Genomic DNA, 16,125 nt, shown 5'->3' on the forward strand with positions numbered 1-16,125 from the left:
GGGCCCGGACTCGAAAGAACGTAACCACGGGAACTTCAAGGTTAAAGAGGGCGCAATGCTCGTTCCGCGTATCATAGTATTGCTCGCCGGCGCCGCCGGCATCTTCGCGTCGGCGCCCGCGTCGGCCCAATTCTATCTGAAGGCTCCGGTGCTGCCGAGCGGCAGGGTGACCGGTGCCGAGCCCGGGATTACCGGCGCCGCGCTTCCCGACGCGTCCCCTGCGGAGCTGCGGGCGGCGCTGGTGTGGAACCTGCGCGCCGCGCTCAACGTGGCCGCGCTGCAATGCCAGTTCGAACCCACGCTGCTGACGCTGGCGAATTACAACGCGATCCTGAAGGATCACTCGCAAGAGTTGAATAATTCGCTCGATACGCTCGAGAAATATTTCGTTAAATCGGCCAAGAACTCGAAGGTCGGGCAAACGGAGTTTGATCGCTTCGGTACGCGCGTCTATTCCAGCTTCTCGTCGGTCTCGGGGCAGCTTTCATTCTGCCAGACTGCGGCCTCAATCGGTCACGACGCGCTGTTTACCAAGCGCGGCGACTTCGGCGACCTGGCGCACGATCGCATGCGCGAGCTTCGCGCCAGCCTGACCACATGGGGCGACCCGCTGGTCGGCGGCAGAGCCTCGTTCCAATACCCGACCTATGGCCCGCTCCCGGTGTTCGGCAATGCCAAATGCTGGAAGAAGGGAAGCTACCAGACCAAGCGCTGCGGCCCGATCAACATCGCCAGCCGCTAAAACGACCCAGAACTGAAATCCTCGTCATCCAGGCCTTGAGCCAGGATCCCGCTTCTTCGGCCGGATCTAGGCAGCGGGACCCCGGCTCAAGGCCGGGTGACGATAGCATCGTGCGGCGCCAAGCGCACGCTCCTGGTCAAGCGCTCGCGCCCGCCCGCCTCAGGGGGCCGCCAAACCGACCCTCGTCATCCCGGCCTTGAGCCGGGATCCCGCTTCTTTTTCTGCCGCCTGTAACAGGGGGGCCCCGGCTCAAGGCCGGGGAGACGATAGCATGTGCGGCGCCAAGCGTATGCTCCTGGTCAAGCGCCCGCACCCACCTCAGCGCAAACCCAACAACTTGTGAGTCTGCAGCGACAAGCGCCACCGCGGCCGCGTCATCGCCAGGGCGATCGCCGCCTCCTGATTGCGCGCCGCCTCAATGCTGTCCATCGGCTGCACCAGGAAGTGGGCGAAGCCCCACCCTTCCATCGCTTCCGGATCGATCCCGGCCTGGGGCCAGACCAGCTTCAATTCGTCGCCCGATCGCTGCACCACGTCGCTGCCCGCCTTCGGGCTGATGCACACCCAGTCGATGTCCGGGTGCACCGGCAGCGTGCCATTGCTCTCGATCGCGATGCGGAAGCCGCGCGCGTGCAACGCCTCGACCAGCGCGGCGTCGACCTGGAGCATCGGCTCGCCCCCGGTCAGCACGACGAAGCGCGCCGCCCGTCCCGGACCCCAATGTCCCAGCACCGCATCCACCAGCGCGTCGGCATCGGCGAACCGCCCGCCGCCGATCCCATCGATCCCGACGAAATCGGTATCGCAGAAGCGGCAGACCGCCGCGGCACGGTCCTGCTCGCGCCCCGACCACAAGTTGCACCCGGCAAAGCGCACGAACACCGCCCGCGCGCCGGCATTCACCCCCTCGCCCTGCAGCGTGAGGAACATCTCCTTGACGGCGTAGCTCATGCCAAAAACCTTATGGTGCCGTCGCGTAGACCGTGGGATCGGGCAGCCCGGCTTCCTGATAGCCTTTCGAGCGCAACCGGCAGCTGTCGCACAGCCCGCAATGCAGCCCCTCGGGGGTGGGATCGTAGCACGACCAGCTCTGCCCGGCATCCAGCCCCAGCCGCTGCGCCTCGCGGGCGATATCGGCCTTGCTCATGCTCTGCAGCGGCGCCTGGATCCGGAACGGTGCGCCCTCGACCCCCGCCTTGGTGGCGAGTTCGGCAAGATGCTCGAACGCGGCGATGAACTCGGGCCGGCAATCGGGATAGCCCGAATAGTCGAGCGCGTTCACGCCGATATAGATGTCGCGCGCACCGGCCGCCTCGGCCCAGCCCAGCGCCAGGCTGAGGAAGATCGTGTTGCGCGCGGGGACATAGGTCACCGGGATCGTGTCGCCCACGCCATCCTTGGGCACGTCGATGTCGTCGGTCAGCGCCGATCCGCCGAACGCCCGCAGGTCGAGCGGGATCACGACGTGGCGCTCGGCACCCACCATCTTGGCGACCCGCCGGGCGGCCTCCAGTTCGACCTGGTGGCGCTGCCCGTAATCGAACGACAGCGCGAACACGCGGTGGCCGTCCTCGCGCGCGCGGGCGGCGGCCACCATCGAATCGAGGCCGCCGGAAACCAGTACAATTGCAACGCTGTCAGTCATGGGGATCCGCTAGCCGCTTTTGGGCGTCAGGAAAACAAGGGGGGGCGTGTCGGCGCCGCCCTTATTGGCACTGGCCGACGCGGCGTGCCTCATATTGCTCGGAGAAGGGGGCGCCGTCGACGATGCCCGACGTGTCGATCACCACGCTGTGCGCGGTTTCCACGGTGATGCTGGTGCGGCCATGGCCACGCCCCGGGCAGGTATAGCGGATCGTCGCCGAGGTGCCGCCATTCTCCAGCACGAAATGCTCGCACTGCGCGCCCCAGTGGCGAAGCTGGAGCAGAGCCGAGGGCGTGCGCAGGCAGATCCCGCGAACCGACCCTTCGCCATCGCGAAGCTGCCACTGGCCGCGCTCGACGGCGTTCAGCGAATTGAGTGCGGATTGGCGCTGCGCCACCGCGCCACCGGCGCCAGCAAGGGCCGCCACGCCGGCAGCCGCCGCAAGCCATCTACGCCGTACCATCATCGAAAAATCCCGACCGGCGCCAGGAACGGCGCCGGTCGAGCAAATAATACCGCTCGGTACACTTTACAATGTCGGCGACACGAATTCGTCGAGCGCCAGCGGGAAGACCTTGGAACAAAAGGCGCAATCCACGCTGATCATACCCTGCTCGTCCGCCATCTCCGCGCGCTCGTCGGCCGGGAACTTGGTGAGCACGCCGCGATAATATTCGGCGCTGCACCGGCATCCGCGCACCAGGTCGGTCCCGCCCAGCAAGCGCACTTCGCGTTCTTCGTTGAACAGGCGCCACACCAGATTCTCGAGCGGGATCGACGCGTCGCCGAGCTCGTCGATACCCATGGTGCTGGCCAGCGCTTCCACGCCGGCCCATTCGGGATGATCCAGCCGCACGTGCAGCCGCTCGCGGCCGACTTCGCCCTCGGGCAGGTGCTGAAGGAACAGGCCACCTGCGACCACCGTGCCGTCGGCGATCCGGCGGTGCTGGAGCCGGATGAGGCTCGGGATCTGCTCGGACTGGAAGAAGTAGCTTTGCGCCGCTTCCGCCAGGCTGTCGCCGTCCAGCGGCACGATGCCCTGGTAGCGCTCGCCGCTGGTCGTCTGGTCGAACGTCACGGCCAGATAGCCTTCGTTGAACAGCGACTTCATCGACGGCTTCTTGCCCAGCCGGCTCAGCCGCTCGGCATCATACTGGACGTATCCGCGCAGCTCGCCGCTCTTATAGTCGCACACCAGCAGCTTGACGACGCCGCGCTGGGTCTGCGCCTGGATGGTCAGCTGGCCCTCGCCGTTCTTCAGAGTCGATCCCAGCAGCGCCGCCAGCGTCACCGCCTCGGTCAGGATCGCCTCGATCGGCGCGGGATAGTTATGCGCCGACAGGATCTGCTCCAGCGCCGATCCCAGCCGGACCATCCGCCCGCGCGCATGGGAGTCGGGCAAGGTGAAGCCGATCACGCGGTCGGTATCGTGGACGGGAGCAGTGCTGGTCATCGAACGTCTCCGCCGTCCGCGGCGCGCGCGGGCATGCCTCGCGCGGTCCAGTCGAACGGATATGTTTGGGGTTCGGACTTAAATAGGTCGCGAACGCCCGACTTCAACTCGGCCGCGCTTCAGCCGATCTGGCCGAACACCCAGCGCAGCACTGACTTCTGGGCGTGCAGCCGGTTCTCGGCTTCGCTCCAGATCAGCGACTGCGGCCCGTCGATCACCGCGTCGACCACTTCCTCGCCGCGGTGCGCGGGCAGGCAGTGGAGGAACTTCGCATCCGGCTTGGCCTGCGCCATCAGCGCCTCGTCCACCTGGAACGGCATCATCGCCGCCAGCTTGGTTTCGGCATGGTCCTGCCCCATCGAGATCCAGGTGTCGGTGACGATGATGTCCGCCCCCTCGACCGCCTCGCGCGCGCTGCCGACCACCCGCGCCCGGCCCTTGCCGCGCGCGACATCGGCCTCGCTCGGCTGGAACCCCTGCGGGCACGCGGCGACCACGTCGAACTGCATCAGCCCGCCGGCTTCCATGATCGATGCGAGCACGTTGTTGCCGTCGCCCAGCCACGCCACCTTGAGGCCCGGCAGCGCCTTGCCGCTCTCGATGATCGTCAGCAGGTCGGCCATGATCTGGCAGGGATGCGACGCGTCGGTCAGCCCGTTGATGACCGGCACCGAGGCATAGCGCGCCATGTCGACCAGCTTCTGGTGGTCGTCGGTGCGGATCATGATCGCGTCGACATAGCCCGACAGGACGCGCGCAGTGTCGGCGATGCTCTCGCCCCGCCCGATCTGCATCGACCCCGCGTCCATCACGATCGAAGTCCCGCCCAGCTGCCGGATCGCCATGTCGAACGACACCCGGGTCCGCGTCGAGTTCTTCTCGAAGATCATGGCCAGCACATGCCCGGCCAGCGGCGCGTCGGCGTCCACCCGGCCCTTCGTCCAGCCCCTGCGCGCATCCTTGCGCTGCAACGCATCCGCCAGCATCGCCGCGACGCCGTCACCCCCGGCATCGCTCAGATCGAGAAAGTGGCGCGGCTCAGTCATCGCTCGGCCCCGCAAACGTCCGCGCGCCCTCGCTCAGCTTTTCGACGCATTCGGCGATATGGCTCTCGTCGATCACCAGCGGCGGCAGCACGCGGAACACATTCTCGCCCGCCGCCACGGTCAGCAGTCCGTGATTGTCGCGCAGATGCGCCACGAAGTCGCGGCTCACCGCCGTATCCTTCATCTTGATCCCCAGCATCAGCCCCTTGCCCCGGATCTCCTCGAACAGATGATCGTGGTTCGGGATCAATTGCTCGAAGGCCTGGCGCAGCCGCTCGCCCATCCGCTCGACGTTCGGCAGGAAATCGGGCTCGAGCATCACGTCGAGCACCGCCTGCCCCGCGGCCATCGCCAGCGGGTTGCCGCCATAGGTCGACCCATGGGTGCCGATCACCATGCCCTTGGCGGCTTCCTCGGTCGCCAGGCACGCGCCCAGCGGGAAGCCCGCGCCGATGCCCTTGGCCACCGTCATGATGTCGGGCTCGATGCCGTAATGCTCATAGGCCCACATCTTGCCGGTCCGGCCATAGCCGCACTGGATCTCGTCGAGGATCAGCAACAGGCCATGCGCGTCGGCGGCCTTGCGCAGCCCGGTGATGAACGCGGGCGTGCCCGCGGTCATCCCGCCCTCGCCCTGCACCGTCTCGACCAGGAACCCCGCAGTCTCGTCATCGATCGCCGCCAGCGCACCTTCCAGGTCGTTGAACGCCACATAATCGAAGCCCGGCAGCAGCGGCTCGAAGCCGTCGCGCATCTTGGCCTGATCGGTCGCCGAGATCGCGCCGAGCGAGCGCCCGTGGAACGCGTTCTTGAACGTGATCAGCTTGGTCCGCTGCGGGTTGCCATTGGCATAATGATAGCGCCGCGCGGTCTTGATCGCGCATTCGATCGCCTCGACCCCCGAATTGGTGAAGAACACCGTGTCGGCGAAGCTGACGTCGATGATCCGCTGCGCCAGCTTTTCGCCCTGCGGCGAGCCGTACAGGTTGGAAACGTGCATCAGCGTCGCGGCCTGCTCGGCGATCGCCTTCACCAGATGCGGGTGGCCATGGCCCAGCGCGTTGACCGCAATCCCGGCCGCGAAGTCGAGATAGCGCTCCCCTCGCTCGCCATACAGATACACGCCCTCGCCGCGCACCGGACGCACCCCGCACCGCGGATAGACGGGCATGAGGGGAGTGATCGGCATGGGAACGGTACCTCCTTATGGGAACGCTGGGAAAAAGCTCCAGAAACGCAAAAGGGCGGCCAACCGGACCGCCCGGATCGAGTGTTTACGAGGGGGAAGGTACGTGCGTCAACAATCATAAATCCTCCCCCGCCAGGGGGAGGATCAGCGCCCCTCAGCTCTTCAGCTTCCAGCCCTTGCGGATCAGCGTGTAGCAGATCGCCGCCAGCACCACGTCCAGCCCCAGGATCACCGCCGTCCCCAGCAGCACCGGCGAATCCGCCACCCCCAGGAACCCGTAGCGAAAGCCCGAGATGATGTAGAAGAACGGGTTCGCATGGCTGATCGCCTGGAACGTCGGCGACAGCCGGTCGACCGAATAGAAAGTGCCCGACAGCAAAGTCAGCGGCGACACGACGAAGTTGGTCACTGCCGCAGCATGATCGAACTTGTCCGCCCAGATCGAGGTCAGCACTCCCATCAGCGCCAGGAACACCGATCCCAGCAGCCCGAACCACAGGATCGCCCACAGATGCGCGGGCGTCACATGCACGCCCGGCCACAGCGCCATGGCGAGCCACACCGCCCCGCCGACGCAGAACGCCCGCGTAACCGCGCCGCCCACCAAGGCCGCCAGCAGCTCCGAGGTCGAAAGCGGCGGCATCAGATAATCGACGATGTTGCCCTGGATCTTGCCCACCAGCAGCGAGAAGCTGGCATTGGCGAACGCATTGTTGAGCATCCCCATCACGATCAGCCCCGGCGCGATGAAATCGGCGAAGTGAATCTGATGCCCCTGGAGCGAGATCATCCGCCCGCCGCCGCCCAGCGCGACGGTGAAGATCACCAGAAACATCAGCGTGGTGACCGCCGGCGCCCAGATCGTCTGGAGCTGCACCTTGAAGAAACGGCGCACCTCCTTCACATAGAGAGTACGCAAGCCTCCCCAGTTGATGTTTCGGATTACCGGGACACCCGGCTCGGGAAGCGTTTGGCCGCTTGGGGGCTGGCTGGTCATGGCGCGTTCGCGTAACCGCTGCCGCCGCCGCCTGCAAGCTGCCGACTCACGAGTAAGGAATACGATGAGCTGGACCGAAGAGCGTATCGATGCGCTGAAGAAGATGTGGGACAACGGGTCGACCGCCACCCAGATCGCCGAAGAGCTGGGCGGCGTCAGCCGCAACGCCGTGATCGGCAAGGCCCATCGCCTGGGCCTGCAGTCGCGCCCCAGCCCGGTGAAGCAGAACGAGGCGAAGGCCGCGGCCGCGCTCATCGCCCTGACCGCCGCCGCCGCGGCGGCGCCCGAGCCGGCCGCCGTGCCGGCCCCGCCGCCGCCCCCGCCACCCGCGCCCAAGCCCGCCCCGGTCGCCGAAGCCGCCCCGGCACCCCGCCCCGCGCGCGCTGCGGCGCCCGCTCCGGCGCCTGAGGCCGCAGCCGACACCGACGAAGACGAAGCGGACGCTCCGGCGGCTGCGCCGGCACCGCGTCCCGATGGTCCGGTGATGCGTTCGGTCGGCCCCGGCGGTTTCGTCCGCCAGAACCCGGGCGAGCAGGCCCCGCCGAGCACCCCCGCCCCGCCCCGCCGCCTGGTTCCGGCCAAGCCCAGCGAAGCGATCGCCGGCAAGACCAGCCTGCTCGACCTGAACGACCGTGTCTGCAAATGGCCGCTCGGCCATCCCGGCGAGCCCGACTTCCACTTCTGCGGCGACAAGGTGAATCCGGGCTTCCCCTATTGCGTCGCGCATTGCGGCCACGCCTACCAGGCCCAACTCCCCCGCCGCGACCGCCGTCCGGCCCCTCCCCTCCCCTTCGGCGGCGCCCCCCGCCGCTGAGGCTCCTCTCGATCGCGCTCCAGCGCATCCGAGCCCTTCGTCATCCCGGCCTCGAGCCGGGATCCCGCTTCTTCTTCCGCGGAGTAAGCCAGCGGGACCCCGCGCAACGCCGGGCGACATCCGAGAAAACGCCTGCACCTGTCCAAACCCAACCGTCACCCCGGCCTCGTGCCGGGGCCCACTGCGCGGCAGGCGACAGACAGGCGGCGCCAGCCCAGCCCGCGCGGCGCCGTGGACCCCGGCACAGGGCCGGGGTGACGAAGAACGCAATGCGGATGCACCAAACCACCCCCACTCCCCGTCATCCCGGCCTTGAGCCGGGATCCCGCTTCTTCTTCCAGCACCGAGCGCAGCGGAACCCCGGCTCAAGGCGGAGTGACGAATAAAACATCCCCGCAAGGATCACGCCCACACCTTTGCACCCACGCCCGCCGCGTACTATGGTTGTTCCATGTCCGAAGACCTGTTTGCCGCACCCGGCGTGCCCTCGGGCACCTATGACGCCTCCTCGATCGAAGTCCTTGAAGGCCTGGAGCCCGTCCGGCGGCGTCCGGGCATGTATATCGGCGGCACCGACGAGCGCGCGCTCCACCATCTCGCCGCCGAAGTGCTCGACAACGCCATGGACGAGGCGGTCGCCGGCCACGCCAACCGCATCGAGATCCATCTCGCCGCCGGCAACCGGCTGACGATCGTCGACAATGGCCGCGGCATGCCGATCGATCCGCACCCCAAATTCCCAGACAAGTCGGCGCTCGAAGTGATTCTCTCGATGCTCCACTCGGGCGGCAAGTTCAGCGGCAAGGCCTACGCCACCTCCGGCGGCCTCCACGGCGTCGGCATCAGCGTCGTCAACGCGCTGTCCACCGACACCGTCATCGAAGTCGCGCGCGACCGCCAGCTCTACCGCCAGCGCTTCAGCCGCGGCCAGACGCTGGGCCCGCTCGAACATCTCGGCGCGACGCCCAATCGCCGCGGCACCAGCGTCGCCTTCAGCCCCGACGCCGAGATTTTCGGCCCCGAGATGATCTTCAAGCCGGCGCGGCTCTACAAGCTCGCCCGCTCCAAGGCCTATCTGTTCGCCGGGGTCGAGATCCGCTGGCGCTGCGATCCCTCGCTGCTCACCGACGATACGCCGGCCGAGGCCGTGTTCCAGTTCCCCGGCGGCCTCGCCGACCATCTCAAGGAGCAGATCGGCAACCGCGAATGCGCGTCGTCCGAATTCTTCTCCGGGCAGCAGGATTTCCCCGACGGCCAGGGCCGGGTGGAATGGGCGGTCGCCTGGCCGCTCTGGTCCGACGGTTCGTATAGCTGGTATTGCAACACCATCCCCACCCCCGATGGCGGCACTCACGAACAGGGCCTGCGTCAGGCGCTGGTCCGCAGCATGCGCAGCTTCGGCGACTTGGTCGGCCAGAAAAAGGCCAAGGACATCACCGCCGACGACGTCATGGTCGGCTCCGAACTGATGCTCTCGCTGTTCATCCGCGAACCGCAATTCCAGTCGCAGACCAAGGACCGCCTCACCTCGCCCGACGCCACCGCGCTCGTCGAAAAGGCCGTGCGCGACCATTTCGACCATTTCCTCACCGACAAGATGGAGCGCGGCAAGGCGCTGCTTTCCTATGTGCTCGAGCGGATGGACGATCGCCTGCGCCGCAAGCAGGAACGCGAGGTCAAGCGCAAGACCGCGACCTCGGGCCGCAAGCTCCGCCTCCCCGGCAAGCTCACCGATTGCGCCGCCGACAGCCCCGAAGGTACCGAGATGTTCATCGTCGAGGGCGATTCGGCCGGCGGCTCGGCCAAGCAGGCGCGCGACCGCAAGACCCAGGCGATCCTGCCGATCCGCGGCAAGATCCTCAACGTCGCCAGCGCGACCAGCGCCAAGATCGGTGCCAATCAGGAAATCGCGGACCTCACCCTCGCCCTCGGCTGCGGCACCCGCAAGGACTGCGACCCCAGCCAACTGCGCTATGAGCGCGTCATCATCATGACCGACGCCGATGTCGACGGCGCGCATATCGCAACGCTGCTGATGACCTTCTTCTTCCAGGAAATGCCCGACCTCGTCCGCCGCGGGCACCTCTATCTCGCCCAGCCGCCGCTCTACCGCCTCACCGTCGGCTCCAAGAGCCTCTACGCCCGCGACGATGCGCACCGCATCGAGATCGAGAAGACCGCGTTCAAGGGCAAGAAGGTCGAAGTCAGCCGGTTCAAGGGCCTGGGCGAAATGAACCCCAGCCAGCTCAAGGAAACCACCATGGATCCCAAGACGCGCGGCCTGCTGCGCGTCACCCTGCCCCAGGAATATGAAGAGCGCGCAGGCGTGAAGGACCTGGTCGACCGCCTGATGGGCAACAACCCCGCCCACCGCTTCGCCTTCATCCAGGAAAACGCGGCAAGGCTCGACGAGGAAGTCATCGACGCCTGAATTGCAATCCTCCCCCGCCAGGGGGAGGTGGCATGCGCAGCATGACGGAGGGGGAGGAAGCCCTGCCATCGCAGGCGATCCGTCCACCGCCCCCCATGGCGACACCGGCCCCTGGCTGGGCAGGCTTGCAGAGCCCCCGCCCATCCCACCCACTCCGTCATCCCGGCCTTGAGCCGGGATCCCGCTTCTTCTTCTGTGGGGCAAGGCAGCGGGACCCCGGCTCAAGGCCGGGGTGACAAAGGATAGGGTACGTCCGCAACTCAGCGGAAAGCCTTGGGGCGAGCCACAAGCGACACCAGACCGGGAAGCCCATCGCAGGCGATCGGTCCACAGCCCCCATGGCGACACCGCCCCCTGTCGGGGCAAGCCTGCAGAACCCTCGCCCACCCCCCACTCCGTCATCCCGGCCTTGAGCCGGGATCCCGCTTCTTCTTGCGGCGAGAGCAGCGGGACCCCGGCTCAAGGTCGGGGTGACAAAGGAAGATCGCGGCTCAGCGCAAATGACCCAAGCGGGGCAACAAACGACGCCGGAGCCCCCCTCACCCAGCACGGGCGCATCGCCGGGGGATGACGCCGCCAAACCGCACGCCTAAGCTCGCGCCGCCGCGCTGCTGGCCCGTACCTCCTCTTCGGGATTTATCGATGCGCCACGTGCTGACCGCTTGCGCCCTCCTCGCCCTGCCCGTCCCCGCATTGGGCCAGAGCGCCGCGCCAACCGCCGAGGTTCGGCCCGATCCCGCGTTCGATGCGCGCGTCCAGCAATTGCTCGCCATCCTGCAGGGCAGCGGCGACTATGCCGCCTTTTTCGCCCCCGCCTTCGTCGCGCAGGTCCCGCAGCCGCAGTTCGCTGCGATCAACGCCCAATTGGCGGCCGCGCATGGCGCGCCGCGCGCGGTGCTGGGGGCTCGGCCGAGTTCCCCATGGGACGCGATCGTCCGCGTCCGGTTCGGCGATGTCGTCGCGCTGCTCCGCCTGGTGGTCGATCCCCAGCCGCCGCATCAGGTGACCGGGTTGCTCTTCCAGGGCTTCGAGGCGCAGGAGGCGTCGATCGACGCCGTCGTCCAGGCGGTCCGCGCGCTGCCGGGCCAGAGCGGCTTCGCGCTTGCCCGGCTTGAGGCCAAGGGTCCCAAGCTGCTGGCCTCGTACCAACCCGACCGTCCGCTCGCGATCGGCTCGGCGTTCAAGCTGGTGATCCTTGCCGAACTCGCCCGCTCGATCCGCGCCGGCGAGCGGAAATGGGAGGATGCCGTGACGCTCGACGGATCGCCCCTCCCGGGCGGCGCCTATGCGACGGCGCCCAAGGGGACGCAGCTCAGCTACCGCGTGCTCGCCACCCAGATGATCTCGGTCAGTGACAACAGCGCCACCGACATCCTGCTGGGGGCGCTCGGCCGCGAAAAGATCGAGGCGATGATGCCGGTGATCGGCATCGAAAATGCAGCGCGAAACCGCCCGTTTCTCTCCACGCTTGAGCTTTTCAAGCTGAAAGGCGTCGAAAAAGGCGCTTTGGGGCGTCGTTTCAGTGCGCTGGACGAACCTGGCCGCCGGGCGATGCTGGCCGGCGAGGTCGCGGCGGCGCCGCTCGCGGGCATCGATCCGACGCTGTTCCGGGACGGCAAGCCGGTCGGGATCGACACGCTCGAATGGTTCGAATCGCCTGCCGACCTCGTCCGCGTGCTCGACTGGTTCCGCCGCAACCTGACCCCGGAACTACGTGCGATCCTTGGGAAAAATCCCGGCGTGCCCGATGTCGCCGCGGCCCGCTGGTCCTGGATCGGCTACAAGGGCGGGTCCGAACCCGGCGTGATGAGCATGCACTATCTGCTCCAGGCCAGGGACGGCGGCTGGTATGCGCTCAGTGCCAGCTGGAACGATCCCGCCAAGGACGTGGATCAGATGCGGTTCGGATCGCTGATCGCCCGCGCGGTCGAGTTGAGCGGCAACTAGACGCCCAAGTCGCTGATTTATAGACGTTATTCAGGCAGCCGAGGCCCGCCTCAACCCGGTGCTTCGGCGTCAACAAGATGCTCGCTACGACGCCAGCGCCTCGACGATGCTCCGCACCTTCTTCTGCCGCCACTGCGGCAAGGGTGCCACGAACCAGAACCCCAGCCGCGCCGGCTTCGGCTCGCCGATCGTCTCCAGCCGCCCCGCGGCAATGTCCGTCCGCGCCAGCAATTCCGGCACCGTCGCCCGGCCCAGCCCCTGCACCGCCGCCTCGATCGCCAGCCCCGCATCGGCCACCCGCACCAGCGACGCCTCGTCCTCGGCCAGGCACCCCGTCCAGGCGATCGCAGTATCGATCCCGCCCCCGGGCCGCTGCACGGTCACCAACCCGTCGCTCTCGATCGCTTCCCCCTCATGCTCGCCCGGCCCCTCGCCCCAGCGGATCGCCAGGTCGAGATTCGCCTCGGTGAAGTCCAGCGCCTCATCCGCCGGAACGATCATGAAGCGCAGCTCGGGATCGCGCCGCGCGACCTCCGAAAGCTTGGGCATCAGCCACTTCGCGGTCAGGTCGCGAGGTGCCGCAATGGTCAGAGACTTGGACGACTGCCCCGCCTGCATCGCGCGCACCGACTCCTCGAATTGCAGGAAACCCGCGCGCAACGCGATAAGCCCCGCCTCGGCCTCGGGGGTCAGCTCCAGTCCCTTGGTGGTGCGGCGGAACAGCACCACGCCCAGCGTATCCTCCAGCGCGCGGATCTGCTGGCCGACTGCCGCCGGCGTAACCGCCAATTCGTCGGCAGCGCGCGTGAACGACAGGTGCCGAGCGGCGGCATCGAGCACACGCAGGCCGTTCAGGGGAAGGTGGGTACGCTTCATCCCGTCACCGCCGGCGCCGTCAGCGCGAACTTGGGAATGGCGACATCGAACGCCGCGCCGTCCGCACCGATCATATGGTAGCTGCCCTGCATGGTGCCGGTGGGCGTCGACAACGGGCAGCCCGAAACATAGTCGAAGCTCGAGCCCGGATCGATCACCGGCTGCTCGCCGACGACGCCTTCGCCCTCCACCGTGTGACGGCCACCGCGTCCATCGGTGATGATCCAATGCCGCGTGAGCAGTTGGACCGGCGCCGCGCCTTCGTTCTCGATGCGGATATGATAGGCCCAGAACCAGCGCCCGCGTGCCGGTTCGGACTGTTCCGGGAGATAGGACACCGAAACCCGCACGACGATGCCGCTGGTCTCCGCCTCTTCCGTGAACAACGCCTTCATCATAGGCCGACTTGTCGCAATGCCTGGTCGAGGTCGGCGATCAGGTCCTCCGGATCCTCCAGCCCGACGTTCAGGCGCAGCAAATTCTCGGTAACGCCCATTTCGAGCCGCTTCTCTTCGCTGACGCCCGAATGGGTGGTCGAGGACGGGTGCGTCATCAGCGAACGCGAGTCACCGATGTTGTTCGAGATGTCGATCAGTTCCAGCCCGTCGAGCAGCCCATGCGCCTGGCTGCGTCCGACCGCGACCTCGAACGAAAAGATCGGGCCTGCCGCTGCCATCTGGCGCATGAACAGCGCGTGCTGCGGATGGCTCGGGAGTGCTGGGAAGTTCACCTTGGGCACGCGGCCTTCCAGGAAACTGCCGACCTTGAGCGCATTCTCGCTTTGCCGCCGGATGCGCAGATCGAGCGTCTCCAGCCCCTTGAGAACCACCCAGGCGTTGAATGCACTCAGCGTCGGGCCGGTGTTACGGTGGAAGGGGAGCAGCGTGTTCGTGATGAAGTCCTCGGTCCCCGCAACTGCCCCGGCAAGCACGCGTCCCTGTCCGTCCATCATCTTGGTCGCGGAATAAGCGACGATATCCGCACCCCATTCCATCGGGCGCTGCAGGGCGGGCGTGGCGAAGGCGTTGTCGACCACCGTCTTGATACCGCGCGCACGGGCGATGCCGCACACCGCCTCCAGATCCACGACGTCCATCGTCGGGTTGGCCGGAGTCTCGAAGAAGAACAGCTTGGTGTTGTCTTGTACCGCGTCCTGGAATTGCTGCGGATCGCGCGCATCGACGATCGAGGCCTGGATGCCGAACTTGGGCAGCAATGTGTCGGTGAGCCAGCGGCACGAACCGAATGCTGCACGTCCGGCGACGATGTGGTCGCCCTGCTCCAATTGGCACAGCAAGGCGGCGGTCATCGCCGCCATGCCGGTCGCCATCGAACGGCATGCCTCGGCGCCTTCCAAAAGGGCGATGCGCTGTTCCAGCATCTCCACCGTTGGGTTCTGGAGGCGCGAATAGGTCATCCCCTCCTGCTCGCCGGCGAAGCGAGCCGCGGCATCGGCAGCGCAGTCATAGGCATAGCCCGAGGTGAGGAAGAGCGCCTCGCTGGTTTCGCCGAATTCGCTGCGCGCCGTTCCGCCGCGTACCGCCTGAGTGGCTGGCTTCCAGTTGCGGGTGATGCTCGGGTCTTGTCCGGTGCGGCGCTTCATATCGCCTGCTTTGCCGGGTGGCGCGCGGGTACGTCAACCAAGTCCGGCATGACGCGGCTGAATTGATCGTTTATCGCCGCCCCATGCTCGACCGCCTTACCGCTCTCAGGAACCGCCCCTTTCTCGTTGCGCTCCTGGTCGGCATCGCTGCCCAGTTGCTTTTCACGTTCCATCTCGACCAGCCGAGCCGGATCATGTTCGACGAAGTGCATTATGTGCCTGCTGCGCAGGCGCTGCTCGACTTGGCGGCCCCCCGCAACATCGAACATCCGCTGGTCGGCAAGGAACTGATCGCCGCGAGCATCGCCCTGCTGGGCGACAACCCGTTCGGCTGGCGCGGCGCGGCCACGGTCGCAGGGACGACCACCGTGCTCGGAGTCTTTGCCATCCTCTGGCTGCTGACGGCTTCGATGCGCGCGGCGCTGGTCGGCGCAGTGCTGGCCGCGCTGAACCAGACGTTGTTCGTCCAGGCGCGGACTGGGATGCTCGACGTATTCCTCGGCGCCTTCCTGATCTGGGCGATCGCGCTGCTGCTCTGGGGCATGCGCGGGTCGCCACGCCACGCGTGGGGGCGGTGGATCGGCGCGAGTGTGCTGCTGGGGCTGGCGGTGGGCGTGAAATGGGCCGCCGTGCCCTATGTCGTGTTGGCGGTACTGGCCTTCGTGGCGATCCGCGTGCGCGACGCGCGACGCGCGGGGCGCTCGCTGGCCTGGGCACTGGCGGGAACAGACCAGCCGCATTGGCGGGGGATCGGCACCGTCCCTGGCCTGCTGGTGATGGGCATCGTCAGCATCGCAGTCTATTTCCTGACCTTCCTGCCCGCCTTTTTCTACACGCTGGAGCCGCTGACGCTTGGCGGGCTGATCCCGCTTCAGCAGCAGATGTGGGAACTCCAGACCCAGATCCTCCCGTCGCACAATTATCAGTCGGACTGGTGGAGCTGGCCGCTGATGCTCCGCCCGATCTGGTATTTCTACGAATGGGATCGTGGCGCGCAGCGCGGCGTGCTGTTGATCGGCAATCCCGTCGTGATGTGGGGCGGGCTTGCCGCAGTGCTGGCGTGCTTCTGGGCGGGATTGCGCGAGAGGTCGGGCCGCGCGCTCGGCGTGGCGCTGCTCTGGACGGCGTCCGTTGCAATCTACGCAGTGATCCCGAAATCGCTCGGCTTCTATTATTACTACCACCTCTCCGGGCTGTTCCTGTGCCTGGCGATCCCGGTGGCGTTCCTGCACTTCGATCGCGGGCGCGGTCGCGGCTGGGAGGAATGGTTCGTCGCCGCGTCGGTCGTGGCGTTCGTCTATTTCTACCCGATCCTGGCGGCGTCCGCGCTCAAGGACGCGCAGGGCTTCACGCATTGGATGTGGTTCCCCAGCTGGCGGTGA

Annotated in this window: 16 protein-coding genes; 5 read left to right on the forward strand and 11 right to left on the reverse strand. The window is 67.1% G+C overall.

What is annotated here, in order from left to right; translation table 11 throughout:
- Positions 1 to 55: 55 nt before the first annotated feature.
- On the forward strand, positions 56 to 742 hold the full coding sequence (locus tag LZ586_RS07285) for a hypothetical protein (protein WP_235079131.1): 687 nt from the start codon (positions 56 to 58) through the stop codon (positions 740 to 742).
- Between the two features lie 318 nt (positions 743 to 1,060).
- Here the strand turns inward: LZ586_RS07285 and queE are convergent, their stop codons facing one another.
- The 7 genes from queE to LZ586_RS07320 all read right to left on the reverse strand — a co-directional run bounded on the left by queE (position 1,061) and on the right by LZ586_RS07320 (position 7,072).
- Positions 1,061 to 1,693: a 7-carboxy-7-deazaguanine synthase gene (queE, locus tag LZ586_RS07290; protein WP_235079132.1), complete on the reverse strand. Its 633-nt coding sequence runs from the start codon at positions 1,691 to 1,693 to the stop codon at positions 1,061 to 1,063.
- A gap of 10 nt (positions 1,694 to 1,703) precedes the next feature.
- A complete protein-coding gene (gene queC, locus LZ586_RS07295; protein WP_235079136.1) occupies positions 1,704 to 2,387 on the reverse strand; it encodes a 7-cyano-7-deazaguanine synthase QueC in 684 nt (227 codons plus the stop codon).
- Between the two features lie 61 nt (positions 2,388 to 2,448).
- Entirely contained in the window at positions 2,449 to 2,853 is a 405-nt protein-coding gene (locus tag LZ586_RS07300; protein ID WP_235079137.1) for a DUF3617 domain-containing protein, read from the reverse strand.
- Positions 2,854 to 2,916: 63 nt separating this feature from the next.
- Positions 2,917 to 3,840 carry an Hsp33 family molecular chaperone HslO gene (locus tag LZ586_RS07305; protein ID WP_235079138.1) on the reverse strand — a complete coding sequence of 308 codons (924 nt, stop codon included), beginning with the start codon at positions 3,838 to 3,840 and terminating at the stop codon, positions 2,917 to 2,919.
- 119 nt (positions 3,841 to 3,959) lie between these two features.
- Positions 3,960 to 4,886: an ornithine carbamoyltransferase gene (gene argF / locus LZ586_RS07310; RefSeq protein WP_235079140.1), complete on the reverse strand. Its 927-nt coding sequence runs from the start codon at positions 4,884 to 4,886 to the stop codon at positions 3,960 to 3,962.
- A complete protein-coding gene (locus tag LZ586_RS07315; RefSeq protein ID WP_235079141.1) occupies positions 4,879 to 6,075 on the reverse strand; it encodes an aspartate aminotransferase family protein in 1,197 nt (398 codons plus the stop codon). Before LZ586_RS07315 ends, argF begins: the two co-directional genes overlap by 8 nt.
- 154 nt (positions 6,076 to 6,229) lie before the next feature.
- Positions 6,230 to 7,072, reverse strand: a complete 843-nt coding sequence (locus LZ586_RS07320) for an ABC transporter permease (protein WP_235079143.1) — start codon at positions 7,070 to 7,072, stop codon at positions 6,230 to 6,232.
- Positions 7,073 to 7,136: 64 nt separating this feature from the next.
- On the opposite strand from LZ586_RS07320, the gene LZ586_RS07325 reads away from it, so the two are divergent.
- The 3 genes from LZ586_RS07325 (at position 7,137) to LZ586_RS07335 (ending at position 12,264) form a co-directional block, all read left to right on the forward strand.
- On the forward strand, positions 7,137 to 7,886 hold the full coding sequence (locus LZ586_RS07325; protein ID WP_235079145.1) for a GcrA family cell cycle regulator: 750 nt from the start codon (positions 7,137 to 7,139) through the stop codon (positions 7,884 to 7,886).
- A gap of 451 nt (positions 7,887 to 8,337) precedes the next feature.
- Positions 8,338 to 10,317 (forward strand): DNA topoisomerase IV subunit B, encoded by a 1,980-nt coding sequence (gene parE / locus LZ586_RS07330; RefSeq protein WP_235079146.1) that lies wholly within the window; start codon positions 8,338 to 8,340, stop codon positions 10,315 to 10,317.
- 642 nt (positions 10,318 to 10,959) lie between these two features.
- Complete coding sequence (locus LZ586_RS07335; protein WP_235079148.1) at positions 10,960 to 12,264, forward strand: serine hydrolase; 1,305 nt, start codon at positions 10,960 to 10,962, stop codon at positions 12,262 to 12,264.
- Positions 12,265 to 12,348: 84 nt separating this feature from the next.
- Here the strand turns inward: LZ586_RS07335 and LZ586_RS07340 are convergent, their stop codons facing one another.
- The 4 genes from LZ586_RS07340 to LZ586_RS07355 are packed head-to-tail and all read right to left on the reverse strand — an operon-like array spanning position 12,349 to position 14,955.
- Positions 12,349 to 13,140: a LysR family transcriptional regulator gene (locus LZ586_RS07340; protein ID WP_235079150.1), complete on the reverse strand. Its 792-nt coding sequence runs from the start codon at positions 13,138 to 13,140 to the stop codon at positions 12,349 to 12,351.
- Entirely contained in the window at positions 13,137 to 13,535 is a 399-nt protein-coding gene (gene apaG / locus LZ586_RS07345; RefSeq protein WP_235079752.1) for a Co2+/Mg2+ efflux protein ApaG, read from the reverse strand. The genes LZ586_RS07340 and apaG overlap by 4 nt, the downstream gene beginning before the upstream one ends.
- The gene (locus LZ586_RS07350) at positions 13,535 to 14,743 is read right to left on the reverse strand and encodes a trans-sulfuration enzyme family protein (RefSeq protein ID WP_235079152.1); all 1,209 of its coding nucleotides are present in this window, start codon (positions 14,741 to 14,743) and stop codon (positions 13,535 to 13,537) included. The genes apaG and LZ586_RS07350 overlap by 1 nt, the downstream gene beginning before the upstream one ends.
- Positions 14,740 to 14,955 (reverse strand): hypothetical protein, encoded by a 216-nt coding sequence (locus tag LZ586_RS07355; protein WP_235079153.1) that lies wholly within the window; start codon positions 14,953 to 14,955, stop codon positions 14,740 to 14,742. Before LZ586_RS07355 ends, LZ586_RS07350 begins: the two co-directional genes overlap by 4 nt.
- Here LZ586_RS07355 and LZ586_RS07360 point away from each other — a divergent pair.
- Positions 14,938 to 16,125, forward strand: coding sequence for a glycosyltransferase family 39 protein (locus LZ586_RS07360; protein ID WP_235079155.1), 1,188 nt, complete (start codon positions 14,938 to 14,940; stop codon positions 16,123 to 16,125). The genes LZ586_RS07355 and LZ586_RS07360 overlap by 18 nt on opposite strands.

Origin of the sequence: Sphingomonas sp. S2-65 (assembly GCF_021513175.1) — a bacterium.
Taxonomy (GTDB): domain Bacteria; phylum Pseudomonadota; class Alphaproteobacteria; order Sphingomonadales; family Sphingomonadaceae; genus Sphingomonas.

Excerpts from the sequence above, each read along its gene's own strand:
- queE (WP_235079132.1), bottom strand. The coding sequence starts at position 1,693 with ATGAGCTACGCCGTCAAGGAGATGTTCCTCACGCTGCAGGGCGAGGGG.
- LZ586_RS07360 (WP_235079155.1), top strand. The coding sequence starts at position 14,938 with ATGTTCGACGAAGTGCATTATGTGCCTGCTGCGCAGGCGCTGCTCGAC.
- LZ586_RS07305 (WP_235079138.1), bottom strand. The coding sequence starts at position 3,840 with ATGACCAGCACTGCTCCCGTCCACGATACCGACCGCGTGATCGGCTTC.
- LZ586_RS07300 (WP_235079137.1), bottom strand. The coding sequence starts at position 2,853 with ATGATGGTACGGCGTAGATGGCTTGCGGCGGCTGCCGGCGTGGCGGCC.
- LZ586_RS07315 (WP_235079141.1), bottom strand. The coding sequence starts at position 6,075 with ATGCCGATCACTCCCCTCATGCCCGTCTATCCGCGGTGCGGGGTGCGT.
- parE (WP_235079146.1), top strand. The coding sequence starts at position 8,338 with ATGTCCGAAGACCTGTTTGCCGCACCCGGCGTGCCCTCGGGCACCTAT.
- argF (WP_235079140.1), bottom strand. The coding sequence starts at position 4,886 with ATGACTGAGCCGCGCCACTTTCTCGATCTGAGCGATGCCGGGGGTGAC.
- apaG (WP_235079752.1), bottom strand. The coding sequence starts at position 13,535 with ATGAAGGCGTTGTTCACGGAAGAGGCGGAGACCAGCGGCATCGTCGTG.
- LZ586_RS07340 (WP_235079150.1), bottom strand. The coding sequence starts at position 13,140 with ATGAAGCGTACCCACCTTCCCCTGAACGGCCTGCGTGTGCTCGATGCC.
- LZ586_RS07320 (WP_235079143.1), bottom strand. The coding sequence starts at position 7,072 with ATGACCAGCCAGCCCCCAAGCGGCCAAACGCTTCCCGAGCCGGGTGTC.
- LZ586_RS07335 (WP_235079148.1), top strand. The coding sequence starts at position 10,960 with ATGCGCCACGTGCTGACCGCTTGCGCCCTCCTCGCCCTGCCCGTCCCC.
- LZ586_RS07355 (WP_235079153.1), bottom strand. The coding sequence starts at position 14,955 with ATGCACTTCGTCGAACATGATCCGGCTCGGCTGGTCGAGATGGAACGT.
- LZ586_RS07285 (WP_235079131.1), top strand. The coding sequence starts at position 56 with ATGCTCGTTCCGCGTATCATAGTATTGCTCGCCGGCGCCGCCGGCATC.
- LZ586_RS07350 (WP_235079152.1), bottom strand. The coding sequence starts at position 14,743 with ATGAAGCGCCGCACCGGACAAGACCCGAGCATCACCCGCAACTGGAAG.
- queC (WP_235079136.1), bottom strand. The coding sequence starts at position 2,387 with ATGACTGACAGCGTTGCAATTGTACTGGTTTCCGGCGGCCTCGATTCG.
- LZ586_RS07325 (WP_235079145.1), top strand. The coding sequence starts at position 7,137 with ATGAGCTGGACCGAAGAGCGTATCGATGCGCTGAAGAAGATGTGGGAC.